The 25,996-nt window shown below is 60.5% G+C and carries 17 protein-coding genes and 1 tRNA gene; 8 read left to right on the top strand and 10 right to left on the bottom strand.

The window, feature by feature from the left end; all coding sequences use genetic code 11:
- Positions 1–17: 17 nt before the first annotated feature.
- Positions 18–1,505, bottom strand: a complete 1,488-nt coding sequence (locus DXH95_RS11440; RefSeq protein WP_115549671.1) for a serine hydrolase domain-containing protein — start codon at positions 1,503–1,505, stop codon at positions 18–20.
- A gap of 150 nt (positions 1,506–1,655) precedes the next feature.
- Here DXH95_RS11440 and DXH95_RS11445 point away from each other — a divergent pair, with 150 nt between their 5' ends.
- The 3 genes from DXH95_RS11445 to DXH95_RS11455 all read left to right on the top strand — a co-directional run bounded on the left by DXH95_RS11445 (position 1,656) and on the right by DXH95_RS11455 (position 12,097).
- A complete protein-coding gene (locus DXH95_RS11445) occupies positions 1,656–2,087 on the top strand; it encodes a hypothetical protein (RefSeq protein WP_147291730.1) in 432 nt (143 codons plus the stop codon).
- Between the two features lie 68 nt (positions 2,088–2,155).
- The gene (locus DXH95_RS11450) at positions 2,156–3,142 is read left to right on the top strand and encodes a quinone oxidoreductase family protein (RefSeq protein ID WP_115549673.1); all 987 of its coding nucleotides are present in this window, start codon (positions 2,156–2,158) and stop codon (positions 3,140–3,142) included.
- Between the two features lie 147 nt (positions 3,143–3,289).
- Positions 3,290–12,097, top strand: coding sequence for a putative Ig domain-containing protein (locus tag DXH95_RS11455; RefSeq protein ID WP_181883661.1), 8,808 nt, complete (start codon positions 3,290–3,292; stop codon positions 12,095–12,097).
- Between the two features lie 167 nt (positions 12,098–12,264).
- On the opposite strand, the gene DXH95_RS11460 is transcribed toward DXH95_RS11455, so the two are convergent.
- Positions 12,265–12,339: transfer RNA gene (locus tag DXH95_RS11460), tRNA-Gly, on the bottom strand.
- 200 nt (positions 12,340–12,539) lie between these two features.
- On the opposite strand from DXH95_RS11460, the gene DXH95_RS11465 reads away from it, so the two are divergent.
- Positions 12,540–13,445 carry a tetratricopeptide repeat protein gene (locus tag DXH95_RS11465; RefSeq protein WP_115549675.1) on the top strand — a complete coding sequence of 302 codons (906 nt, stop codon included), beginning with the start codon at positions 12,540–12,542 and terminating at the stop codon, positions 13,443–13,445.
- Positions 13,445–14,062 carry an LON peptidase substrate-binding domain-containing protein gene (locus DXH95_RS11470; RefSeq protein ID WP_115549676.1) on the top strand — a complete coding sequence of 206 codons (618 nt, stop codon included), beginning with the start codon at positions 13,445–13,447 and terminating at the stop codon, positions 14,060–14,062. The genes DXH95_RS11465 and DXH95_RS11470 overlap by 1 nt, the downstream gene beginning before the upstream one ends.
- Positions 14,063–14,065: 3 nt before the next feature.
- Here DXH95_RS11470 and DXH95_RS11475 read toward each other — a convergent pair whose 3' ends face one another.
- From DXH95_RS11475 to DXH95_RS11500, 6 genes are all read right to left on the bottom strand, one after another.
- Positions 14,066–14,689, bottom strand: a complete 624-nt coding sequence (locus tag DXH95_RS11475; protein WP_115549677.1) for a MarC family protein — start codon at positions 14,687–14,689, stop codon at positions 14,066–14,068.
- Entirely contained in the window at positions 14,686–15,408 is a 723-nt protein-coding gene (locus tag DXH95_RS11480) for a hypothetical protein (protein WP_115549678.1), read from the bottom strand. Before DXH95_RS11480 ends, DXH95_RS11475 begins: the two co-directional genes overlap by 4 nt.
- 7 nt (positions 15,409–15,415) lie before the next feature.
- Complete coding sequence (folD, locus tag DXH95_RS11485; RefSeq protein WP_115549679.1) at positions 15,416–16,312, bottom strand: bifunctional methylenetetrahydrofolate dehydrogenase/methenyltetrahydrofolate cyclohydrolase FolD; 897 nt, start codon at positions 16,310–16,312, stop codon at positions 15,416–15,418.
- Complete coding sequence (locus tag DXH95_RS11490) at positions 16,309–16,611, bottom strand: YggT family protein (protein ID WP_115549680.1); 303 nt, start codon at positions 16,609–16,611, stop codon at positions 16,309–16,311. Before DXH95_RS11490 ends, folD begins: the two co-directional genes overlap by 4 nt.
- A gap of 125 nt (positions 16,612–16,736) precedes the next feature.
- On the bottom strand, positions 16,737–17,639 hold the full coding sequence (argB, locus tag DXH95_RS11495; RefSeq protein ID WP_181883691.1) for an acetylglutamate kinase: 903 nt from the start codon (positions 17,637–17,639) through the stop codon (positions 16,737–16,739).
- Between the two features lie 49 nt (positions 17,640–17,688).
- Entirely contained in the window at positions 17,689–18,360 is a 672-nt protein-coding gene (locus DXH95_RS11500) for a queuosine precursor transporter (protein WP_115549682.1), read from the bottom strand.
- A gap of 210 nt (positions 18,361–18,570) precedes the next feature.
- On the opposite strand from DXH95_RS11500, the gene DXH95_RS11505 reads away from it, so the two are divergent.
- Both DXH95_RS11505 and DXH95_RS11510 read left to right on the top strand, forming a co-directional pair.
- Positions 18,571–19,869, top strand: coding sequence for a NupC/NupG family nucleoside CNT transporter (locus DXH95_RS11505; RefSeq protein ID WP_115549683.1), 1,299 nt, complete (start codon positions 18,571–18,573; stop codon positions 19,867–19,869).
- A gap of 44 nt (positions 19,870–19,913) precedes the next feature.
- The gene (locus DXH95_RS11510; protein WP_115549684.1) at positions 19,914–20,312 is read left to right on the top strand and encodes a GxxExxY protein; all 399 of its coding nucleotides are present in this window, start codon (positions 19,914–19,916) and stop codon (positions 20,310–20,312) included.
- A gap of 34 nt (positions 20,313–20,346) precedes the next feature.
- Here DXH95_RS11510 and mutS read toward each other — a convergent pair whose 3' ends face one another.
- Positions 20,347–22,977, bottom strand: coding sequence for a DNA mismatch repair protein MutS (mutS, locus tag DXH95_RS11515; RefSeq protein ID WP_239016629.1), 2,631 nt, complete (start codon positions 22,975–22,977; stop codon positions 20,347–20,349).
- 157 nt (positions 22,978–23,134) lie between these two features.
- Here mutS and DXH95_RS11520 point away from each other — a divergent pair, with 157 nt between their 5' ends.
- Positions 23,135–25,399 carry an NADP-dependent malic enzyme gene (locus DXH95_RS11520; protein WP_115550156.1) on the top strand — a complete coding sequence of 755 codons (2,265 nt, stop codon included), beginning with the start codon at positions 23,135–23,137 and terminating at the stop codon, positions 25,397–25,399.
- 10 nt (positions 25,400–25,409) lie between these two features.
- On the opposite strand, the gene DXH95_RS11525 is transcribed toward DXH95_RS11520, so the two are convergent.
- Positions 25,410–25,928, bottom strand: coding sequence for an outer membrane protein assembly factor BamE (locus DXH95_RS11525; protein ID WP_338061708.1), 519 nt, complete (start codon positions 25,926–25,928; stop codon positions 25,410–25,412).
- Positions 25,929–25,996: the final 68 nt, after the last annotated feature.

The raw sequence follows: 25,996 nt of genomic DNA on the forward strand, positions 1-25,996 counted from the left end.
GAGTCGAGTGTCTGGCGTCAGGGTTTGGCCGTCAGTTGAAATCCAAGCGCCTGGATTTGGGGTGTCGATGTCGGCGCGAGCAGCACATTGCCCTCCACTATGCCGGCGGCGCACGTCCAGCTGAAGCGCCCCGAAAGCTTGCTGGTGGCGATGATCGCCGGGCTATCGTCGCACGCTCCGCTTTTGGCAGAAAGGTCGGTAAGGTGCTTGCGCCAATTGGCATCGCTGCGGTCCATTGCGAAATTCATCGCCAGATACTGGCCCTCGCCCTCTACGCCGCCAGCCTTCCAGATGCGGCGTGCGGCGGCATAGCCCGTCTCGAGCGCAGGTGAAGATGCAATGGCGCGCGGTGCGATATAGCCCGATTTGAACAGCGCCGTTGCAGCATCCCAGACCGGTGCCGTCGGCCCGGCATAGGTGCGATTGGTGAGAGCGAAGACGCCGACGCCCGTTTCGGGAAGCAACAGCATATGGCTGCCATAACCGGGGAAGCCGCCGCCGTGGAAAAGGACATTACCGAGGACGCAATCATTGGCCTGCACCAGTCCTGCGCCATAAATCGCGGACAGGCGGCAATTGTCACCTTCCTTGCCAGGACGACGGCGGGCATGAAGCAAACCGCCGCCATATTGCATCGCGCGGATCGTTTTGGCGCTTTGCGCCTCGCCGTCTTTTGCAGGCCAGGCCGAGAGCAGATAGCCGATCCATTTGGCGTAATCCTGACCAGTTGTAACCAGCCCGCCCATCGCGCCAAATGCGCCATGCGGCATCATCGGTTCGCGCGACCAGGCATCATTCTCCCAGCGATAGCCCATGGCAAGCTTGCCTGCAGGTACATCGCGCACTTCATATCGGGTGGACGTCATGCTGAGCGGTTTCAGCACCGTAGCCTTGACCCGTTTGGCATAATCCTGCTTCGACACATTGCTGACGATGCGGCCAAGGGTTGCATAGCCGAAATTAGAATATTCATAGCGTGTGCCTGAACTGGTCGAAAACGGCACGCCTGCTTTCAGCATCTTGCTGAACTCCGCCTCAGGCAGCGGCTGTTGCCGGTCGCCCCAGGGATCGTCGGTGACGAAGCCGGCAGTGTGGTGGAGCAAATCGCCGACGGTGATGCCCTTCGCCCAACCCTTGGTTTCGGGCACATATTTGCTCACCGGATCATCGAGCCGCAACCTGCCCTCGTCGCGCAGCGTCAGGATCGAATAGCCGGTGAAGGCCTTGGTCATCGATGCGATGCGGAATGCAGTCTCGGGGGTGACGGGAACATTGTCCTCGACGGTCTGCACCCCCATCGCGCGGACATGAACAAGCCGTCCATCTTTCACGATGCCCCAGACAAGGCCAGGTACGTGCGCCTCAGCCATCCATTTGGCGAAATCGGCATCGAGTGCGGCGAAATCAGCAGACTGAATTTCAGGGGCCGCGCTGGTTTCAGCATTTGCGGGGGCAGAAAAAGCCGAGACTGCCAGAAGGGCGGCGATGAGGAGATTTTTGGACATGGGGCCACGCTAGCGCCGCACCGGCTGTGGTCAAGCGTATGTCGAACAGCATTCGGGTGCGACTAGTACATCGCCGGGCGATTATCTTTTGCGGAAGACGAGCTATACATCGGTTGATGAAACACGTGCGCGACCGGACGGGATGACGAAATGAACAGAATGAATTGGGCGATCTTACCGGTGGCGTTAGCCGCACTTGTTGCGACCCCGGCGACGGCGAGTGGCACGATGTCATTGCCCGAACAAAAGGAAACGCTTTCGAGCTACCGGTCGTGCGTCGTGCGGTTGAAGCAGGCGATGAAGGAAGACAAGGCGGCGCCTACACCGCGGAAATTGCGCGACGACGGCTCCACACGCGAAGTCACGCTCGATATGCGCAGCAAGGGCGTCGAAAAACTGGGAAAGCAGCATGCGCGCTATGAAGCACGTATCTGGTATCACCATGGGCGAGCGACCGCAGAGGGCAGCCAGATCGAAGTCAGCCACAGTTGGGAACATCGTGCACTTGAATGCAAGGGCAATGTGCTGACAATCAATGCGTCGAACGGCTTTACCTCAAGCACGTTTGAACCCGCATCCTGACCGTAACTGCAATTAGCATTGCGTTGCTTGCCAACGCGCCATAGCGATATGGGCAAAGGAGTTTTCCCATGTCCGCAGATACAGCCCGCCGCGCCGTCATCCGTTCCTTTGGCGGTCCTGAAGTGATTGAGCTGGAGGATGTGGCCCTGGCACCACCCAGTCCCGGCGAAGTGCGGATGCGCAGCACAGCCATCGGCCTCAACTTTATCGATACCTATCATCGCAGCGGGCTCTATCCGATCGAGCTGCCAAGCGGCCTGGGTGTTGAGGGTGCAGGCGTGGTCGAGGCGGTTGGTGACGGCGTCACGGATTTTGCGGTTGGTGACCGTGTTTGCACTTTCGGCCCGGAACGGGGAAGCTATGCTAGCTTGCGCAACATTTCAGCAGTGGCCCTGCTGAAAACGCCCGACAACGTTTCCGACGCACTGGCAGCCGCCGCGTTGCTCAAGGGCTGCACCGTCGAATTTCTGGTCGAGCGCTGTGCACAGGTACAACCGGGCGATGCGGTGCTGGTTCATGCAGCAGCCGGAGGTGTCGGCCTTATGCTGGTGCAATGGCTGAAGGCAATAGGCGCACATGTCATTGGAACGGTCAGCACAGAGGAGAAAGCAGCGCTGGCGCGCAAGGCCGGGGCCGACCATGTTCTGCTCTATGGCGAAGAGGATATCGCGCCCAAGGTGCGTGAACTGACCGGCGGTAAAGGTGTGCGCGTGTCATTTGATGGCGTGGGCAAAGACACATGGGCCAGCTCGCTCGATTCAGTCGGGCGTCGGGGTTTGATTGTCAGCTATGGCAATGCCAGCGGTCCGGTAACCGGCGTGGCGCTGGGCCAACTGGCCGCCAAAGGCTCGCTCTTCGTAACCCGGCCCGGATTATTTGACTATTACCGCAGTCCTGCCGAACGCGCAGCGGGCTGCGCCCGGATGTTCGGAATGCTGGCCAATGGTGCAATCGCAGTTTCGATTGGTCAGCGATATCAGCTCGACGATATAGTAAAGGCGCATCAGGATCTGGAGGCGCGCAAGACGACGGGGTCGACAATCCTGACGTTATAAGCATGATTCAAAAGAACAATGCGCTGTGACTAAGGCGTACTAGTACATTTGCTAGACGTTACTTCGCAACAATTCCCCCTTACTCGTTACACGATGAAACATCTGCGTCTTTGGCGCGGTGCGGGCAATTTAAACGGGGGAAGTAAGATGCGCAGTTCAGCAGCATCGGTTTGGCTCAAGCGCATAATGGGCATTTTTGCGCTGATGCTGGTGCAGATTTTGTTGGTCCCTCAAGCCCATGCGCAACACACCTCTGGCGAATGCCCGCCGCAGACGGCGACAGTTACGGCAGGAGGAACCGTCACGATCAATATCTCCGATTGTGAGCTGCCGGGTTTTGGTGGGCTGGGTGCGATCGATGGTGGTAGCTTTGGGACTCCCGACTTTGAGAACCACGGCACCGCGATAACGCGCCGAGTCGGTTCCGGCCCTACTACCCAGTGGTTTCTCGACTATAGCCACAACGGCACCACCGGGATCGGTTCGACCGATGTCTTTGAACTCAGCGATGGATCTCTTACGGGCAGCGGCGACATCCAGTTCACGATTACGATCAATGCCTCAGCCTCACCGATCACGGTCGCGCCGAGCAGCTTGCCAACCATAACTGCTGGCACATTCTTTTCACAGACCCTTACCGCAACTGGCGGTGCATCGCCTTACACCTACGTCTTGCAAAGTGGCGCGTTCCCCGTCGGGTTGAGCCTGTCGTCGGGCGGGGTGCTCTCAGGCACACCAACCCAGCGCGGCGCATACTCATTCAGCGTTCGCGCGACCGACAGCACCACGCCGACGGCGCAATTTACAGACAAGGGTTATACCGGCACGGTTCAGAGCCCGACGCTGGCGCTTTCGCCTGGTACCTATGCCATGAGCCAAGGGGTCTCGGGTTCGTTCAGTATAGGGGTTTCGGGAGGCGTTGCGCCGTATTCATTCTTGGTTGAGCCGGTCCCGCCCAATGCGCTGCCGCCTGGCCTGTCGCTCTCCGCGTCGGGCGTGGTATCGGGAACTCCGACTTCCTCCGGCAGCTTCAACACCACGATCCGCGTCGGCGATGCAAGTACCGGACCCGGCACATATTTCGAGCTTGAAACACTTACAATAAATGTTGCTCCGCCACCATCGGTGTCGATCGCGGTCGCGCCCAGTTCGGTCAATGAGGATGGCGCGACTAACCTGACTTATACGGTCACGCGAAGCGCAACTTCGACAAGCGCGCTGACAGTGAACCTGTCCTATTCGGGTACGGCGACCAGCGGAAGCGACTATACCGGCGCTGCCGCTACCGTTGTGATTCCGGCCAATGCCACCACGGCCACGCTGACGCTCGACCCCACTGCCGACACCACAAGCGAGTCCAACGAGACCGCAATTGTCACGGTTGCTGCGGGAACAGGCTATACCGTTGGCGCCCCATCGAGCGCGACCGGCACGATCCTGAATGATGAAGGCACTTCGACCTACCCTGGATGTGCGACGCGCAACGTGACGGTTGCCAATGGCGGCACGGTCAGAGTTGACCTGTCGGCCTGCCACTTCTTCGGCTTGGGGGTTGTTTCGGTTGCCCCGACAAATGGCACTGCGACGGCTGGACCTGGGCCAGTCAACTATTACGACTACACCCACAATGGCAACAGCGCGACGAGCGACCGGTTTGTGGTTCTGGATGACAATAGCCAGACGATCGTCATCAACGTGACGATTACGCCGCCGACCTCGTCGATCGTGGTCTTGCCGGCCAGCCTGTCTGCCATGACCGCCGGGACTGCCTTCTCCGAGGCATTGACTTCATCGGGCGGTACAGGGCCTTATACCTATACGGTTTCGACCGGCGCTTTGCCGACCGGTCTTTCGCTCTCAAGCACCGGTGTTATCTCGGGCACTCCGACGCAGCGCGGCAGCTACAGCGTCGGCATCCGCGCGCAGGACTCGCTCGGTGCGTTTACCGTAAAGGGTTATACCGGCACTGTCGCAGCGGCGTCGCTGACCTTGGTGTCTGGCACTGGCACAGCGATTCAGAGCGTGGCCTTCACCCAGACGCTGGCGACGACCAATGGCGTTGCGCCGTTCACATATTTGGTGGAAACGGGCAGTCTGCCGTCCGGAATCACGCTTTCGAGCGCGGGCGTGTTGAGCGGAACCACGTCTGCGGCAGCAGGGCCCTATAGCGTCACGATCCGTGTGACGGATTCGAGCACGGGCGTCGGAACAAACTTCCAGCTTCAGCCTTTTACCCTAACCGTTAGCCCGCCCCCCACGGTTTCGATTGCGGTCACCCCTGCGTCAGTCAGTGAAGATGGTGCCACCAATCTGACTTATACCGTGACGCGGAGCCTGAACCTGTCTTCTCCCACCACTGTCAACATAACAACTGCGGGTACGGCGACGTCCGGCGTAGATTATACCGGCGGCGTAGCTACGGTTGTTATCCCTGCCAATGCGACGACTGCCACCATCACCATCAACCCGTCGGTGGATGGCTCTGTCGAACCCGATGAAACCGTGACGCTGATTGTGGCTGCCGGAACGGGCTATAGCGTAGGCGCACCATCAAACGCTGTCGGCACGATCCTCAACGACGATGTACCATCGGCAACAATAGCCGTGTCTCCCGCTGCAGTGGCAGAAGATGGAGCGCCAAATCTCGTCTACACCGTTACGCTCAGTCAGGCACCCAATAGTCCGGTCTCCATAAACTACACCGTCGGTGGAACGGCCGCCAATGGCACGGATTATGCGACGATCACCTCGCCACTGATCATCAACACTGGCCAGACCACCGGTACGATCACGGTCAATCCCACAGCCGATACGTCGATTGAATCGGACGAAACGGTCAGCATCACGCTCGCTGCCGGTGCCGGCTACACCGTGGGTGTGCCCAACAATGCGGTCGGCACCATCCTCAACGACGATCTGCCCAATCTGACGATCAACGATGTGACCCTGAACGAGGGCAATGCCGGCATCACCAACGCGACCTTTACAGTCAGCCTGTCGGCTCCGGCGGGTCCGGGCGGCGTGACCTTCAACATCGCCACCGCGAACGGGTCGGCGACTGCCGGGACGGATTATGTCGCCCAGTCGCTGACGGCGCAGACCATCCCTGCGGGCAGCAGTACCTATATCTTCACCGTCCTGCTCAACGGCGACACGCTGAATGAACCCAGTGAGAGCTACTTCGTCAACGTCACCAGCGCGGTCAATGCTGTGGTCGTCGATGGCCAGGGCGTCGGCACGATCACCAACGATGATCCGCTACCTTCGCTTTCGATCAACGATGTTTCGGTGACCGAGGGTAATGCGGGGACGGTCAATGCCGTCTTCACGGTCAACCTCTCGGCTGCAAGCGGCCAGACAGTTGCGGTCAACTATGCAACAGCCAATGGAACGGCAACGCAACCCGCAGACTATACCAACACAAGCGGCACGCTCACCTTCACGCCCGGCCAGACAAGCCGCACCATCACGGTGCCCGTGATTGGCGAAACTGTGCCCGAGGCGAACGAAACCTATTTCGTAAATCTGTCAGGGGCGACTAACGCAATCATCGCGGACAATCAGGGACTGGGTACGATTAACAATGATGATGTGCCGGTAACAGTCTCGCCGGGGTCGCTGCCCAATGGAACGGTGGGGACAGCTTATAGTCAGACACTCACCGCATCGGCTGGGGTTGCGCCCTATAGCTTTGCCGTAACCGCAGGGGCTCTACCAACCGGACTGACCCTGACCGGCGGCGGCACGCTTTCGGGTACCCCGACCGCATCGGGCGTGTTCAACTTCACTGTGTCTGCGACCGATTCCAGCGGAGCGCCCGGACCGTTCAGCGGCAGCCAGGCTTATGCGTTGACGATCGTATCGCCTCCAATCATTGCAAATGATGATACAGGCGCGGCTGCGGTCAACGGCTTCACAGGGGGCACGGCCTATGCCGATGTCCTCGCCAACAACGGCAATGGGCCCGACACGCTTGGCGGCGTTCCCGCCACGCTCACGACCGTAACGCTAAGCCAATTGGCCACGACCAACCCGGCGATCACGCTAAACCCGGCGACCGGCGCGGTTGTTGTCGCCCCAGCCACCGCGGCGGGAAGCTATACGGTGACCTATGAAATCTGTCAGGCAGTGGATCCAGCGAACTGTGCAGCTGCAATCGCCGAGGTAAGCGTAGCTCCGGCAGCCATTGCAGCGCTCGACGACGTCAATGCGCCGGACATCAGCACGGTGACGGGTGGCACGGCCTACGCCAATATTCTTGCCAATAATGGTAATGGCCCAGACACGCTGAACGGCGCTGCGGCGACTTTTGCCAATGTGGTTGTGACGTCCTCGACTTCTTCCAATGCTGGCGTGACGCTCAACCCCGCTACTGGCAGGATCAACGTTGCGGTCGGCACACCCGTCGGGTCTCAGTCGGTCAACTATACGATTTGCGAACAGCTCAACCCGACCAATTGTGCGTCGGCGGTGGCCAGCGTGACGGTGATCGACATTCCGCCTGTGGCTGGTCCGGTAACGCTAACCGTGCCTTATGACGCTGCCGCTACCAATGTACCGCTCGTGATAACCGGCGGCGCGCCGACCAGTGTCAACGAGGTTACCCCATCGCTGCACGGCACTGTGATGGCCAGCGGCACGACTATCACCTATCAGCCCAACCCGGGCTATGCCGGACCCGATAGCTTTACCTATAGCGCAACCAATAGCGGCGGCACTTCCTCGGCTGCACTGGTGTCGATTACAGTGCAGGATCCGGTGGTGACAATCACGCCTTCAGGTGGCCTCAACGCCAGTATTGCTGTCCCCTACACCCAAAGCTTCACTTTCAATGGCGGTGCACAGCCATGGTCGGGATATCAGGTTACCAACCTGCCAGCCGGACTTTCCATTACGGGCACCACTGCGAACAGCGTGACGGTTTCGGGCACGCCGACAGCGGCTGGCGCGTTCAACCTCAATGTCTCGGCGACCGACAGCAGCAGTGGCAATGGCCCCTTCACCGTCGGTCAGGCGTTCACGCTGAACGTTGCTGGACCCGGTTTGGCGCTGATTCCCGGCTCGGGCACGCTGAACGCGCCCTATGCAGCGGCCTTCAGCCAGAATTTCACCGCATCCGGAGGGACCGGGCCCTATAGCTATACCCTGACAGGCGCGTTGCCTGCAGGCCTCAGCTTCAGCGGTTCGACACTGTCTGGTACACCAACCGCCCCGGGTAGCTATCCCGTCACCGTAACCGCAACCGATACGGGTTCGACCGGAACGGGCGCGCCGTTCACCGTCGCGCAGAATTACACCATTGATGTGCCTGCGCCGACCATAGCGATAGCGCCTGCTGTGGTTCCGGCAGCGAATGCAGGGGTTGCCTATTCGCAGACTCTGACCAGTTCGGGAGGTGTTGCACCTTATACCCTGGCTCTGACATCAGGCAGCCTGCCGACTGGACTGACGTTCAGCGCCGGTACGCTCTCAGGCACACCGACCCAGGTTGGCAGCTTCAACTTCACCATCACCTCGACCGACAATTTTGGTCAGGCGGGTAGCCGTGCCTACACGCTGACGGTCAACGCGCCGACACTGGTGCTAACACCTGGTTCGGGCACTACCAACGTTGCGTTTAACGCACCCGTGTCGCAGACCTATGTCGCAAGCGGCGGCGTCGGGCCCTATAGTTATGCTGTCACCGCCGGGGCATTGCCGACAGGGGTAACGCTGAACGGTTCGACGGGTCTGCTATCGGGCAGCACGATCCAGGTGGGGACATTCAGCTTCACCGTGACCGCGACCGACACGACTATAACCGGCGTAGGTGCGCCATTCTCCGTTTCGGGCAATTATGCCCTTACGGTGGCTCCGCCTGTGATTGCGATCGATCAGGCAAGCTTGCCATCCGCAACGGTTGCTTCTGCCTATAGCACAACCGTCACAGCCTCGGGCGCCATCGCACCTTATAGCTATGCAATTACTGCGGGCGCTCTGCCGGCGGGCCTCAGCCTGTCGTCTGGAGGAACATTGTCGGGCACACCGACCGCTGGCGGCAATTTCAACTTCACGATCACCGCGACCGATTCAAGCGGTACGCCCGGACCGTTTAACGGTGCACGCGCCTTCACATTGAACGTCGCCTCGGCATCTGTGACCTTGCCTGCAACCAGCCTTGCTAGCGGTCAGCGCAATGTGCCCTATGCAGCGACGTTGAACCCGGCGAGCGGAGGCACCGCTCCTTATAGCTATGTCGTAACTGCTGGTGCGCTTCCCACCGGAATGACGCTCTCTGCTTCGGGTGTGCTGGGTGGTACCCCCACCGCCTTTGGCAGCTTCAGCTTTACCGTAACCGCGACAGATAGCAGTACGGGTACCGGCCCTTATGGCGGCAATCAGAGCTTTGCGCTGACGATTGTCGACCAGCCGCCTGTCGCAGGCGCAGTCAGTCTCAGCCTGCCCTATGGCTCTGGAGCGACGCCGGTTGCGCTGAACCTTTCGGGCGGCACGGCAACCTCGGTTGCAATTGCCTCAGGCCCAGCCAATGGCAGTGCAACGGTCGGCGGACTGACCGTCAGCTATCAGCCCAATGCCAGCTTCTCCGGAACCGACAGCTTCACCTATACCGCCACCAACAGCGGCGGCACTTCGTCTCCCGCGACGGTGACGATAACGGTCGGGGCCCCGGCGTTGACGGTTACAGCGGCTGGCCCGCTGACAACGACTGTCGGACAGGCCTATAGCCAGACTTTCAACTTTGCGGGCGGTACGGCTCCGTTCAGCGCCTACACCGTTACCGGATTGCCAGCAGGCCTTTCGGTCAGCAGCAGCAGCGCCAACAGCGTGACCATAGCCGGTACGCCGACCGCGAGTGGCAGCTTCGCCCTCACGGTCAGCGGACAGGACAGCAGCACCGGTAATGGGCCGTTCACCGCGTCTCAGGGTTTCACTCTGAACGTGGCGGCACCCAATCTGGCGCTAGCCCCCGCATCGGGCAGCTTCACCGCCACCTATGCTGGGCCCTATAGCCAAAGCATCGCTGCCAGCGGCGGGGTTGGGCCTTACAGCTACGCGCTGACCGGTAGCCTGCCAGCTGGTGTAACGCTCAACGCTGCAACCGGTGCGGTTTCGGGAACGCCAACCGCATCGGGCAGTTTTGCCTTCACCGTCACGGCCACGGACACTGGTGCGACCGGGGCTGGAGCACCGTTCACCGTGGCGGGCAACTATAGCCTGACCGTTGCCGCACCGACGATTGTCGTCACGCCAACGGCGCTTCCTGCTGCGATTGCGGGCCAAGCCTATACGGCTACGTTGTCGGCTTCGGGTGCGGTTGCTCCCTATAGTTACACGTTGACCGGCGGTGCCTTGCCGACGGGCGTGACACTGGCTGCGAATGGCCAGCTATCGGGTACGCCAACGGTGTCGGGCAGCTTCGCCTTTGCGGTGCAGGTCCGCGACGCCAATGGCCAGACTGGTGCTGCCAACCTGACATTGGGCGTGGGTGTGCCGACTTTGACGATAACGCCAGCAACACTGCCTGCAGCGGTTCAGGGTATCGCCTATAGCCAGGCGTTGACGGCAAGTGGGGGCATTGCGCCTTACAGCTTCGCCATAAGTTCCGGCACATTGCCCGCCGGTTTGACGCTGAACACCACAACCGGTGTTATAAGCGGGACGCCAACGACATCGGGTACCGCGAACTTTGCGATCACCGCAACCGACAGCACCGGCGGAACGCCTGCAACGCTGACGGTCAATTTTGCCCTGCAAGTGGCGGCCCGGCCAGACCCGGCGACCGATCCCGAAGTGCGCGGGCTGGTTCAGGCCCAGGTGGCGGCCACCCGCCGCTTCGCCGACGCCCAGGTCGACAACTTCATGCAGCGCATGGAAAGCATGCACGGCGAAGGCAGCGGCAATGGCGAGGGGAATGGCGACGGTGCGGGTATCACATTCCGCAACAATGTCCGTCTCTCCACGCCCGATCATTGCCGCGATGCGATTACGATGATGACAAATGCAGCCTGCGCCAACCGCAGCCGCATGTCGGGCATCGTATCGCTCAACAACTGGAGCGCAGAGGGCAGTGCCAAAGCCGAAGGTCCGACAGCCAATGCCGGCGCGGGCGGCGGGGCAGGCGGCCCTTGGACAATCTGGGCCGGCGGCGCGATCCGCTTTGGCGAACGTGAAGCGAATAGCGGACGTGTCTCGCAAGAGTTCGAATCCGAAGGCATCACCATCGGCGCGGATTATCGCTTCAGCCCGTCTTTCGCAGCCGGTCTTGGCATCGGTCTCGGCCGGGATACCGTCGATGTCGGGGACGAAGGTTCGCGCAGCCGTGGCGAAGCCAAGACGATCGCAGTCTATGGTAGCCACAAACTGGGTGACGGCTTCTTCGTCGACTGGCTGGGTGGGTATCAAAAGCTCGATTTCGACCTGCGCCGCTATGTCACGTTGACCGGTGCGCTGCTGAACTCCAGCCGCGACGGCCACCAATGGTTCGGAACGTTGAGCACGGGGGCGGATATCCTGCGTGGCGATTGGCAGCTGACGCCTTATGCCCGCATCGACATCACCCGGGCGACGCTCAACGGCTATTCGGAAAGCAGTGGCTCGGTGTTCGACCTGACCTTCCTCGATCAGGATGTGAACTTCACTTCGCTCGGTCTGGGCACAAGGTTCAAATACCGCCACAAGACCGGCTGGGGCGAATTGCTTCCACAATTGCGAGCCGAATATCAGTGGAATGTAGAACGAAGCGCCGACGCGCGCGTTGCCTATGCTGACCGGATCTCGGGGCCCTTCTCCACAATTCCCCTTTCGGGCATTGGCAGCGAAGAACTGACACTTGGCGGCAAGCTGGAAGCGCTGTTTGATCCCAACTGGGCTCTGGCGGTCGAATATATCGGCCGCATCAGTCCGGGGGCTGGTTCCGACAATATGTTTCAGATCGGTGTGAAACACGAATTCTAGTTCTGGTATCCAGATTCCAGGGTTCGGAAATTTAAAGGGGGCAGGTCAAACCTGCCCCCTTTTTCATATGGAACAAGGGTGAGTGGAGGCCTGCCTATATTGTGGCCGCGGAGCAATAAACCGCACTGGCCGCACAGCCTTAAACGATTGCTATATATAGAGAAAACTGGAGCGGGCGAAGGGATTCGAACCCTCGACCCCAACCTTGGCAAGGTTGTGCTCTACCCCTGAGCTACGCCCGCTCTGGCGGCTGGAATCGGGTGATGTCCAGCGGGTGAGGCGCGCCATTAGCAGGCGTTATCGGGGGCTGCAAGCCCTTTAATCACAGCAGAATTGCTTTGCTTTTTTGAAGGCGTGGGACGCACTATCTTGGCATATGCGCGTCGCACCCCACATAAGGGGCACGGACGATTCGGATATCGGGAGCAGTAATTTGGCCAGCATGGGTTTGACCACCGAAGAACAGAAAGCCGTGCAGGCTTTTCGCGACGAAATTGTCGAGCCGTCGATGACCAAATTGGTCATCCTCGACTTTTGGGCGGAATGGTGTGGGCCTTGCAAACAGCTGACGCCGGTGCTGGAAAAGGTTGCCGCCGATTATGCCGAAAAAGGCGTGCTCCTCGCCAAGGTCAATGTCGATGAGAACAAGTTCATCGCCGCGCAATTCCAGATCCGTTCGATCCCCACCGTCTATGCCATGTTCCAGGGCCAGCCAGTCGCTGACCTGACCAGTGCGCGTACCGAACCGCAGCTTGCGGCCATGCTGGATCAGTTGCTGGCCAAACTGCCGGTCCAGCCGGGTGCGGTGCCCGATAGCGGCCCCAGCCTTGATGAAGTCGCTGCCGCCGGTACCGAAGCGCTGGCTGAGGGCGCGAATGAAGAGGCTTATGCGATCTTTACCGAAATTCTCGGCCACGATCCGGAGCATAAGGCAGCACTTGCCGGTATGCTCGAGGCATTGATTGCGCTCGACCGCAAGGAAGAGGCGCAGGCGATCCACACAAGCCTGACCGATGAGCAGCGCGCCGATCCAGCTTTGGAGCGCGTGGGAACGATGCTCGCCATTGCCGCAGAGGCGCGTGACCCCGAAGAGATTATGGCCTTGAAGGCCGCGGTGGAAGCCGCACCCGACAACCATCAGGCGCGGTTCGATCTTGCCAATGCCTTGATGGCGGCGGGCGACCGTGATGGTGCCGCAGACGCCCTGCTGGCTAGCATTGCTGCTGACCGGGCGTGGAATGAGGGTGCCGCGCGCAGCCGCCTGCTCGAAATATTCAGTATGATCGGCCTCGAAGATCCGTGGGTCGCAGCGACACGTCGTAAATTGTCGGCAATATTGTTCGGCTGATGACGGTTAAGCGGATCTCGATCTTCCCGCTCTCAGGGGTGATCATGCTTCCCGGCATGCAATTGCCGCTGCATATTTTTGAGCCGCGCTACCGTTCGCTCGTCAGCGATGCTTTGGCGCGCGACCGGATGATCGGGATGATCCAGCCCAAAAGCGGCGGCGAGCATCCTCCGTTGTTTGCGGTGGGCTGTCTGGGCCGGATCGACGATGTCGAGGCGCTCGAAGACGGGCGCTATAACATCGTTCTCGAAGGGTTGCAGCGCTTCACCCTCACCCGCGAGCTTGACGTCGGAACGCCGTTTCGCCAGATCGAGGCGGAATTGTGGGAAGAGGATGAATTGGGCGAGGCGCTCTCGCTGGGCGAACGCGCGTCGTTTGAAATCGAGGCGCGCCGTTTCGCCGAAGCGCAGGGCTATGCGGTCGACTGGAACGCGGTGGGCGAACTCGACGATTACTCGCTGGTCAATATCGTCGCGCAGATCGCGCCCTTCGATGCGGCGGCCAAGCAGGCCCTGCTAGAGGCCAAGGGGCTGGCAACGCGCAGCGAACTGATTGTCCAGCTGATGCAGTTTTTTGGCCGCCATGATGGCTCTGACGACCGGGTAACGTTGCAATAAGCTTTATGCGCCGAAGCTGGCTCTAAGCCCGTCGATAACAAACTGCGCCGCCAGCGCGCCGAGCAATACGCCCAGCAGGCGCGTGATGACGGCTTCGGCTTTTGAACCTAGCACGCGCATGATCGGCCCTGCGGCAACCAGTGCGATCAGCGTCAGCAATAGCACAGCGCCTAATGCGCCGAGCACCACCAGCGAGCGGTCGAGCCCCTGATTCTGGCTCATCAACAACATCACCGACGCAATCGAGCCTGGTCCGGCAATCATCGGCATAGCCATCGGGAAGACCGAGACGTCCTCAATCTCTGGCGTCTCGATAATCTTCTGCGCGCGTTCCTCGCGCCGCTCGGTGCGTTTTTCGAACACCATGTCGATTGCGATCAGGAACAGCATGATCCCGCCCGCGATGCGGAAGCTGTTGAGCTCGATATGCAGTGCGCCGAGCAGATCTTCTCCAAACAGCGCAAAGACGAACAATATGCCTGCCGCGATAATCGACGCGCGGATGGCCATGCTGCGCCGCTGTTGTGCAGTCGCGCCCTTGGTCAGGCTGGCATAGATTGGCGCACAGCCCGGCGGGTCAATCACCACGAAAAAGGTGATGAAGGCAGAAACAAACAGGTCGATCATGCGGCGGGTGCGGCCACGGCGTCGTCGATGACGGTATCAAAGGCTTCACCGTTCCACAGGCGGACGGTAACCGTGCGGCTATTGTCGGGCAGGACGGTCCAGGTGAAATTCAGGCTCTGGTCGCGCGAAAGGCCCATCTTCATTTTCGCGCCCATCGGCGGAGCGGCGAGCGGTGCATTGGGTTTGCCCTTGCAACTGGCGACACGCGTTTCGATCAGTTCGGGTGCCGCACGGGGGGCCGTGAGGGCATCGCCATGGTCGACAACCCATTTCCACTCACCATCGCCCATATAGGAAGCCGGCGCATCCGCCGGGCGGGAGCCCTTGTCCTGCCACTGCCAGACGGTGGTGAAATAGCCCACCGAGCCATCGGGCCGCTGCCAAGCGCCGGTCGTAACTCCGGTCTTGCCGTCACATGACATGAACGCCTTGTGCGGTTGCCATTTGACCGACTTTGGCGGATCGGCCTTATCTTTCAGCCATTCCAGCGCCCGATTTGGGTCGGGTGCGAACATCACCGCATCTTTTGCAGCTGTTTCGCGAAAGGCGGTCCATTGCCCCTTTTCCTGCGCCAGCCGGTTGAAGGCGATTTCGGCAGCAATCACCGCGCTGGGATTGGCGCTTTGGGACATGGCGCGCATCTCGGGTCGCTGCGACGCACATCCGCTGACAAGCAAGGTGGTCGCGAAAAGGGCGGGAAGATATTGGGTCCGGGTCATTCCCGGCTCATAGCCCTTCGGGGTCGGCTAGGCCAGCCCGTCGATGTGCAGCGACCAGCGTGTTGCGCAACAGGCAGGCAATGGTCATCGGGCCAACACCCCCCGGCACCGGCGTGATAGCTGAGGCCAGCTCCAGCGCGCTGCTATAATCGACATCGCCGACGAGCCTACCCTTGGCCTCGTCGTTCACAGGTTCCAGTCGGTTGATGCCAACATCAATGACGACCGCACCGGGTTTCAGCCAGTCGCCCTTGACCATTTCGGCACGACCGACAGCGGCGACCACGATATCGGCCTGCTGCACCCTTTCCATGAGGTCGCGGGTGCGGCTGTGCGCGATGGTGACGGTGCAATTTTCGCCCAGCAGAAGCTGCGCCATCGGCTTGCCAACCAGAATGGAGCGGCCGATGACAATCGCGTCTTTACCGGACAAGTCGCCGATATGGTCTTTCAGCAGCATCAGCGAACCTAGCGGGGTGCACGGCACCAGCCCGGGCAAACCGAGCGCGAGGCGTCCGGTGCTGATCGGGGTAAGGCCGTCGACATCCTTGTCGGGGCTGATCGCCTCAACTACGGCCTGTTCGTCGAGATGTTTGGGAAGCGGAAGCTGGACCAATATGCCATCGACGGCATCATCGGCATTCAACTGCCGGACGAGCGCGATGAGGTCACCCTGGGCGGTGTCAGCGGGCAGGCGGTGCTCAAAACTCGCCATTCCGGCAGCGACCGTCGCCTTGCCCTTGGACGCGACATAGACGGCGCTCGCCGCGTCATCACCGACCAGCACTACGGCTAGTCCAGGCACTTTGCCTGTCGCTGCGGTAAAGGCCGGCACGGCTTGCGCGATCCGGGCGCGCAGCCCGGCAGCAAAAGCCTTACCGTCAATGATGGTCGCGTTGCTCATAGTCCCGAATAATACAGGTCATGCGCCAGACCGCCGAGCAGCATCTGGATGATGCGCAAGCCGACAATCAGAACGATGGGGGAAAAATCGATCATACCGGTATCGGGCATGATGCGGCGGATCGGTTTCAGAAATGGATCGAGGATCATGTTCAGCGAATGCCAGAGCGACGCAACAATGTTGTTCGACAGGCTGACGACATTGAACGAGATCAGCAGGCTGAGGATGAATTGCACAATCACGACCGTGGAAACGATGGTGATCAAATAACCGATGATCTGGATAAGCGCGAGGAGCATGCATGCCTCCGAAAGAGCAGGGATGCGCCCAATTAGCCGAGGCTGGGCGCTGTATCAACCATCTAGAACACCCGAATTTCATCATTCTCGCAAAAGCGGGAATGACGAAGGATATTACTGATAACTCACCGATGCACCAGCGTGCCCGCACCGCGCGCCGTGAAGATTTCAAGCAGGCTGACATGCGGGACCCGCCCGTCGAGAATGACAGCGGCTTCGGTGCCGCCTTCGACCGCGGCGATGCAGGTTTCCAGCTTGGGGATCATCCCGCCGGTAACCGTTCCGTCTTCGCGCAACGCGCCAATCTGCTTGGGATCAAGATCGGTGAGCAGATTGCCCGATTTGTCGAGCACGCCTGCGACGTCGGTGAGCAGGAACAAACGCGCCGCGCCCAAGGCAGCGGCAATCGCACCCGCCATCGTGTCGGCGTTGATGTTATAGGTCTGGCCAGTCTTGTCGACGCCGATGGGGGCGACCACGGGGATCATCCCACTGCCCGAAATCGTGTCGAGCAGGCTGCGGTCGATATGTTTGGGTGTGCCGACAAAGCCAAGGTCGACCGCGCGTTCGATATTGCTGTCGGGATCGCGGGTGGAACCCTCGACCTTTTCGGCGATTACGAAGCCGCCATCCTTGCCCGAAATGCCGACCGCACGGCCCCCGGCTTGGGCAATCCAGCTCACCAGTTCCTTGTTGATCGCTCCCGACAGCACCATTTCGGCAACCTTGGCGGTTTCGGCATCGGTGACGCGCAGTCCGTCTACAAAGCGGCTTTCGACGCCCAGCTGCTTCAGCATCGCACCGATCTGAGGCCCACCACCATGGACAACCACTGGATTGATGCCGACGGCTTTCAGCAGCACCACATCCTCGGCAAAGTTGCGCGCGGCTTCGGGATCGCCCATCGCATGGCCGCCATATTTGATGACAAAGGTTTTGCCCGCATAGCGCTGCATATACGGCAGCGCCTCGGTGAGGGTTTCGGCTTTTGCCAGCATCGCTGGATCGGGTGCGTGGTTGGTCATGATGGCGCGCGGGTTAGCGCCCCATCGCTTTGCACGCAACTATATTGCAGGCTCAGGCGGCCTTGCCGTCCAATCGTTGCCCAAGCTTGACGCAAGCGGTGATCAGCAGGGGCACGAACACCACCACCAGGGTCAGCTTGGCGATGATCTGACCCGTCATGATGTCGACAATCGGCATTTCCTGCCCGCTGCCGGGATCGACCACGCCATAGAATGCGATGGTGATAAACAGCACGGTATCGAGCGCCTGCGAGAGCAAACCCGCAATCAGCCCGCGCAGCCAGGCCGCCCGCCCGCTGCCTTCGCCCTTCAGCTTGGTGAAAACATAGACGTTCAGGGTTTGCGAAATACCATAGGATATTAGGCCGGCCAGCTGAAGACGCGCGCCCTGGCCGAGGATGCCCGCAAATTGGTCTTGTAACGTCCAGAAGGGGGCGGGGGGCATGCGGATGACGATGAAGATCAGCGCCATCGAAAGGATGAGCGGCAAGAAACCATAGCGGACGAGTTTGTCAGCGGTGTCCTTGCCGTGCAGTTCGGCTACTGCGCTTGATAGCACCACCAGCATCAGAAAGGCGAAGATGCCCGATTCGACATGCAGCGGCCCGATTTCCGAAATCTTGGTGCCGAGCACACCCGCCAGCACCACCAGCCCGCCATAGAGCAAAGCATAGACAAACAGCGATCGCGGGATCATCGTTCCGGTGCTTGGGCCGTCGGTCATTTTGTTGCTTCCCTGTTTCTGCTTTGGTGGCCAATGGTTAGCGGCTAATTTTATTGGCGCAAGGCGGAAGGGCGCGCTAACAGCTTTGACATACACGTCGCCCCTGCGCAGGCAGGGGCCGTTGCAGGTTTATCTTGCGCGATCGGCTTGGGCCTCCAACGGCCTCAGCCTCTGCTGGGGCGACGGTTTGAATTTGGGGGAGTGTCGCAAATGCAAATCCTGATGAGCCTTGGCGGAATGGTGCTGATCCTTGCGATCGCCTTCCTGCTGTCCTCCAACCGTAAGGCGATCCGCCCACGCGTCGTGCTGTCGGCCTTTGCGCTGCAGGCAGGGCTGGCGGCGCTGGTGCTCTATGTGCCCTGGGGCAACCGGGTTTTGCAAGGCGCGGCGGCTGGGGTATCCAACTTGCTGGGCTATGCCAATGAAGGCACGAAATTCCTCTTCGGCGGGCTCGCCACCGATCCGCTGGGGCAGAATTTCGCGATTCAGGCACTCCCCGTCATCATATTCTTCGCCGCTTTCATTTCGATCCTCTATTATCTCGGAGTGATGCAATATGTCATCCGCTGGATCGGCGGCGGCCTGCAGAAAATCACCGGCATTTCAAAGGTCGAAAGCCTGTGCGCGGCCTCGAACATTTTTGTCGGCCAGTCGGAATCGCCGCTGGTGATCCGCCCCTATCTCGCGACGCTCAACCCTGCGCAGCTCTTCTGCGTGATGACGGTCGGCATGGCCGGGGTCGCGGGAACGATCCTCGCCGCCTATGCCTCGATGGGCATTCGCATCGATTACCTCATCGCCGCCGCCTTCATGTCGGCCCCGGGTGGAATATTGATGGCGAAGCTGATCATGCCCGATGAAGAAATCGCACCCGAACCCGAAGACATATATTTGCCTCAAGCACGCATCAGCGCTGAAGGGCCCGCTGCACTGCTACCGGAAGGAGGCCCGCATCCCGTGCCTGCGGCTGCAGACCATGATGAGGAAAAGCCTGCCAATATCATTATGGCAGCTGCACAAGGCGCGCAAACAGGCGTTCGGCTTGCCGTCGCAGTCGGCGCGATGGTTCTTGCCTTCGTTGCACTGGTAGCGCTGGCGAACGGCATTCTTGGCGGAATCGGCAATGCAATTGGCCTTCAAGGGCTCAGTTTCCAGGGGCTTTTGGGTTATGTCTTTGCACCGGTCATGTATCTGCTCGGCGTTCCGTGGAACGAAGCCGTGCAGGCGGGTGGGCTGTTCGGCACCAAGATCGTCCTCAACGAATTTGTCGCCTTCATCGATCTGGGTGCACTGAAAACCTTGTCTGCAACGACGGTCGCCATCGTCACCTTTGCGCTGTGCGGCTTCGCCAATTTCAGCTCGATCGCGATCCAGATGGCGGTCACCGGCGGCCTCGCCCCCAACCAGCGCCCAATGATCGCCAAGCTGGGGCTGAAGGCGCTGGCCGCAGGGTCGCTGTCCAACCTGATGAGCGCGGCGTTAGCAGGGCTGTTTCTGTCTTTGGCCTGATTTAGTTTCACGCAAAGGCGCAAAGGTTTTCAAGAGGTCAACGTATGAATGCCGAGCTTGAGGCTATTGCAAGTCGGGTGATTGATACGTCTATGGCCATACATGTGGATGTTGGTCCAGGTTTGCTGGAATCGGTATACGAGACTCTTCTCGCCGCACGCCTTGAAAAGCAGGGATTTAAGGTTGATCGGCAATTGCCGGTCAAGGCAGTCATTGACCGCATTGTTTTTCCAAAAGCATTCCAGATCGATTTGCTGGTGAACGACACTCTGTTGATTGAGCTGAAATCCGTCGAAAAATTATCACCCGTTCATTCGAAACAAACGCTGACATATCTACGATTAATGAAATTGCCTTTGGGGCTTTTGATAAACTTCGGCGGCATCACACTCAAAGAAGGACTCAAACGGGTTGTGAACAATTACAGGGAGTTCGGCAACTGACCCCTTGAAAATCTTTGCGCCTTTGCGTGAAATTTCACTCTTCCCCAGCCAAGCCCTTCAGTTCGTAAAGCAAATCAAGCGCCTGTCGTGGCGTGAGTGCGTCGATATCCATGCCCGACAGCTTTTCACGCACGGCATCGACCTTGGCTTCGGCGGCATTGAGGGCGGCACCGAAGAGCGGCATGTCGCCCAATCCCGCCGCCAGCCCGCCGGTTTCGGCGCGGCCCTTTTCGAGTTTCTCCAGCACTTGCGTCGCGCGTGCGAGCACCGGTGGTGGCAGACCGGCGAGTTTGGCGACCGCAATGCCATAGCTCCGGTCGGCGGGGCCGTCCGAGACTTCGTGGAGGAGGACGAGGTCACCCTTGTACTCCTTGGCGCGGACATGGTGGAGCGAGAGCGCGTCGAGCGTGTCCGCCAAACGGGTCAGTTCGTGATAGTGCGTCGCAAACAGGCAGCGGCAGCGGTTGGCTTCATGGATGCCCTCAACCACGGCCCAGGCAATGGCGAGTCCATCATAGGTCGAGGTGCCGCGCCCAACCTCGTCGAGAATGACGAAGCTGCGCTCGGTCGCCTGCGCAAGGATGGCCGCCGTCTCGACCATCTCGACCATGAAGGTCGAACGCCCGCGTGCCAGATTGTCCGACGCGCCGACGCGGCTGAACAGCCGGTCGACCAGCCCCAGTCGGGCGGTGCTCGCTGGCACATAGCTGCCCGCCTGCGCCAAAATCACGATCAGGGCATTCTGCCGCAAAAAGGTCGATTTACCACCCATATTGGGGCCGCTTACCAGCCACAGCCGCTTGTCTGGCGCGAGGCCGCAATCATTGGCGATGAAGCGTTCGCCGAGCCGTGCCAATGCGCTTTCGACCACCGGATGCCGCCCGCCTTCGATTTGCAGTTCGTTGCCGGGAACGAATTCAGGCAGGCACCAGCGCCCTTCGGCCGCCCGTTCGGCAAGGGCGGCTGCCACATCAATCCGCGCCAAGGCATCGGCACTTGCCGCAATCGCATCGCGGCGGACGAGTACATGCCCGATCAGTTCCTCAAGATGCGCGGCTTCGGCTGCCAGCGCATGGCCGGAGGCTTGCGTGATCCGCAGCGCCTCCTCATGCAATTCGGGCGAGTTGAAGCGCACCGCGCCCGCCATCGTCTGGCGGTGGGTAAAGCCGCTGCCTGCCGCCATTAGCGGGTCGGCATTTTTGGCGGGCACTTCAACAAAATAGCCGAGCACGCCGTTGTGGCGGATTTTCAGCGCGGAAATGCCGGTCGAGGCACGATAACGCGCCTCCATTGCTGCTACCGCAGCCCGTCCATCACGCCCCGCCAGCCGCAGTGCATCCAGCGCGGCGTCATAGCCCTCGGCGATATAGCCGCCCTGCGAGGCTTCGGTCGGCGGCGTTGGCACCAGCGCACGGCTGAACAGGTCGACCATCGCGCCATGTCCGTCGAGTGCAGGAAGCAGGCTTTCCAGCAAAGCGGGGCGTTCCGCCATTGCGCCGAGCCGCTCACGCAAGATACGCGCGCCATCAAGGCCATCGCGAATTTGCCCCAAGTCGCGCGGGCTTCCTCGCCCAGCCACCACGCGGCCTAGCGCGCGGGCAATATCGGGCAATTGGCGCAGCGCAGCGCGCGTGCTGTCACGCAATAAGGGCGCATCGTGGAACCATTGCACCAGCGCCAGCCGCGCTTCGATTGCGCCTTTGTCCATCAATGGCGCAGAGAGGTCGGCCGCCAATTGCCGCGCGCCCGCCCCAGTAATCGTCCGGTCGATTTCGGCAAGCAACGAACCCGCCCGCCCGCCGCCATTGGCCGAACGGGTAATCTCAAGGCTGTCGCGCGTTGCTTGGTCGATCAGCAGATATTGCTGCACCTCGCGTCGCACCGGCACTTTGAGGAAGGGCATCTTGCCCTGCCCGACATGCTCCAGATAGGCGAGCAGGCCGCCCGCAGCGGCCAGTTCGGCACGGCTGAGCGACGCAAAGTCCGTGCTGCCGAAATGCGCGGCGAGTGCGCCCTTGCCTGCCATGCTGTCAAAGTCGTCGCGTGGTCGTTCGATTGCGCCATAGGGTTGGGCGGTAAAGCTTTCGGGTGCGACCACTTCGCTCGGCCCCAGCCGCGCCAGTTCGGCTTCGAGTGCCGACGCGGATACGCAGCTCACCTCGAAATAGCCGGTCGAAATATCGGCCGCCGCCAGCCCGATTTCGCCGCCAGCCTCGGCGAGCGCGACCAGAATGTTCGAGGCCCAGCTGTCGAGCAGGCTATCCTCGGTCAGCGTGCCAGCGGTGACAAAACGGATGATGTCGCGTGCGACCAGCGCCTTCGATCCGCCCCGCGCCTTGGCCTCTTCGGGCGTTTCGGTCTGCTCGGCAATCGCGACCCGGTGCCCGGCCTTGATCAGCCGCGCCAGATAGCCCTCGGCGGCGTGTACCGGCACGCCGCACATCGGGATCGGTTGCCCGCCATGTTCGCCGCGCGAGGTCAGCGCGATGTCGAGCGTTTGTGATGCGGCCTTGGCGTCGTCAAAAAACAGCTCGAAAAAATCACCCATGCGGTAGAACAGCATGCAGTCGCCGGCTTTCGCCTTCAATTTCAGATATTGCGCCATCATCGGCGTCGGCGTTTCGAGGCCGGGCAATGCAACATTTTTGGCGGGGCGCGAGTCCATGTCAGCTTGATACCGGCTTGCCGGGGCAAGGCAACAGGGGCCCGCCGATGATTTGTGGAATAAGTTTGACCGCCCCAGAAGCATGCAGACTTGCGCCCCTACCGTGCTTGCCGCTAGGGCGGGCGCATATCAGAAAAAAAGCAAGGCAAATGATCCCATGAGCGAAAGCGACGTCCCCTTTACCGCCCGCGAAGCATTGCTGTTCCATTCGCAGGGACGTCCCGGAAAGATCGAGATCGTCGCGACCAAGCCGATGGCGACCCAGCGTGATTTGAGCCTCGCTTACTCGCCCGGCGTTGCGGTGCCGGTGCAGGCTATCGCTGACGATCCGGCGACGGCCTATGATTATACCGCCAAGGGCAATCTGGTTGCGGTGATTTCGAACGGCACCGCCATCCTTGGCATGGGCAATCTGGGGGCCTTGGCCTCAAAGCCGGTGATGGAGGGCAAGGCGGTTCTCTTCAAACGCTTCGCCGATGTCGACTCGATCGATATCGAGGTGAAGACCGAGGATGCTCAACGCTTCATCGATGCCGTCGAACTGCTCGAGCCGACCTTTGGCGGCATCAATCTTGAGGATATTGCCGCTCCCGACTGCTTTGTGATTGAGCAGACACTGCGCGAACGCATGAACATCCCCGTCTTTCACGACGACCAGCATGGCACTGCGATCATCTCGGCGGCCGGCTTGATCAACGCCTGCCTGCTCACAGGTCGCAGCCTCAAGGACATCAAGGTCGTCTGCAACGGTGCGGGTGCAGCGGCGATTGCCTGTACCGAGCTGATCAAGGCGATGGGCGTGCCGCATGGCAATGTGATCATGTGCGACCGTAAGGGCGTGATCTATCAGGGCCGTACCGAAGGCATGGACCAGTGGAAATCGGCCCATGCCGTCCCCACCGAGGCGCGCACATTGGCAGAGGCGATCAAGGGTGCAGACGTTTTCCTTGGGCTTTCGGCGGCGAATGCGATGACCAAGGATATGGTTCGCGACATGGCCGACCAGCCGATCATTTTCGCGATGGCCAACCCCGATCCCGAAATCACCCCGCCCGATGCGATGGAGGCGCGGCCCGATGCAATCGTGGCGACGGGGCGGTCGGATTATCCCAACCAGGTCAACAATGTTCTCGGCTTCCCCTTCATCTTCCGTGGCGCGCTCGATGTGCGGGCGACGACCATCAACGAAGAGATGAAAATCGCCGCCGCCAATGCGATTGCCGAGCTGGCGCGCGAGACGGTGCATGAGGATGTGGCTGCGGCCTATGGCGGTAATGCGCAAAGCTTTGGCCGCGATTATATCATCCCGGCCCCCTTCGACCCGCGCCTGATCGAGGTTGTTTCCTCGGCGGTGGCCAAGGCAGCGATGGACAGCGGGGTCGCGCAAAAGCCGATTGCCGATATGGATGCCTATCGCGCCTCGCTGCGCGCGCGCCAGAACCCGACAACCTCGGTGATGGCACAGGTGTATGAAGCGGCACGTGCGAAACCGAAACGGGTGATCTTTGCCGAGGCCGAAGAAGATGTCGTGCTGCGCGCCGCCGTCCAGTTCCGGCAGGATGGCTATGGTACCCCTGTGCTGGTCGGGCGCGATGCGACCGTGCTCGCCAAGCTGCAGGCGATGGGGGTTGCTAACCCCGAAAGCTATGAGATCCACAACAGCGTCTCCAGCCCGCTGGTTCCTGCGATGGTCGACCGGCTCTATCTGCGCCTGCAACGCCGCGGCTATTTGCGTCGCGACATTCAGCGCATGGTCAACCGCGACCGCAACATCTTTGGCGCACTGATGCTGGCAATGGATCAGGGCGACGCGATGATCACCGGCATCACCCGCACCTTTGCGCAAACAATGCGCGAATTGCGGCGCGTGCTCGATTCGAAAAAGGGCGAGATTCCGTTCGGCATTCATGTTCTTGTCGGCAAGACGCATACGGTCTTCATGTCCGACACCACGGTCAACGAACGGCCGAGTTCGGAAGAGCTGGCCTATATCGCCGAACAGACTGCGCAAGTTGCGCGCCGTATGGGGCATACGCCGCGCGTCGCGTTCCTTTCCTATTCGACCTTTGGCAATCCGGCGGGCAACTGGCTCGGCAATATCCGCGAAGCGGTGGCGCTGCTCGACAGCCGCAAGGTCGCCTTCGAATATGAAGGCGAAATGGCCCCTGACGTCGCGCTCAACCCGGCGCTGATGGCGAACTATCCCTTTTGTCGCCTGTCAGGCCCTGCCAATGTGTTGGTCATGCCCGGGCTGCAATCGGCCAATCTTTCGGCCAAGCTGCTGCGCGAACTGGGCGGCGATCAGGTGATCGGCCCGATGCTGGTGGGGATGGAAAAGCCGGTGCAGATCGCGACCATGTCGTCGAGTGCGTCGGAAATTGTCGCGCTGGCGGTGCTCGCTTCAGCCGGGGTGGCGCAATAAGCGTTTCGGCTTAGGGCCGCCCGCTTGAACCACCCTGTCCGGCGCCTGGCGCGCCGACCGAACCGATATTGCCAAACAGTTCTTCAAAGAAGCTGGTCTCGCGGCCCAATGTGCGGGTCTTGTCACCTTCAGGGTTCAGCTGAACAACATTTTCCATGCCCTTCTGGTTCACGGCGACGACATTGCCAGCATTGTCAAACTGGACATGGATGATCGACTGCGCGGTTGGGCGCGGGTTGCGGAACGCCAACTGCTTGGTGTCGCGTGCAAAATAATACCAGTCATTGCTGCCAAACTGGCCGGTAAAGGTCGGGCGACCCAGCGTGGCCTGCACCGATTCCTTGTTATCGACGCCCGCCTGCACCGAAGTCAGCAACACGCTGTCGCCGATATAGCCCTGATGTCCGCGAAATTGCGTACACCCTTGCGCAAGCATCGCGATTCCCGCGACAGCAGCAAGGGTAAGGGCTTTGGAAATCTTGGTCTTCGGCATATTGGGGCCTTCTTGGTCGATAAGCGGCATTGCCATTGCATCCTTGGGCGGCAATGGCAATATCCATCGCGAAATGAACGGCGGATGAGCCGCCAATCTGACGC

This window comes from Sphingorhabdus pulchriflava (assembly GCF_003367235.1).
GTDB lineage: Bacteria > Pseudomonadota > Alphaproteobacteria > Sphingomonadales > Sphingomonadaceae > Sphingorhabdus_B > Sphingorhabdus_B pulchriflava.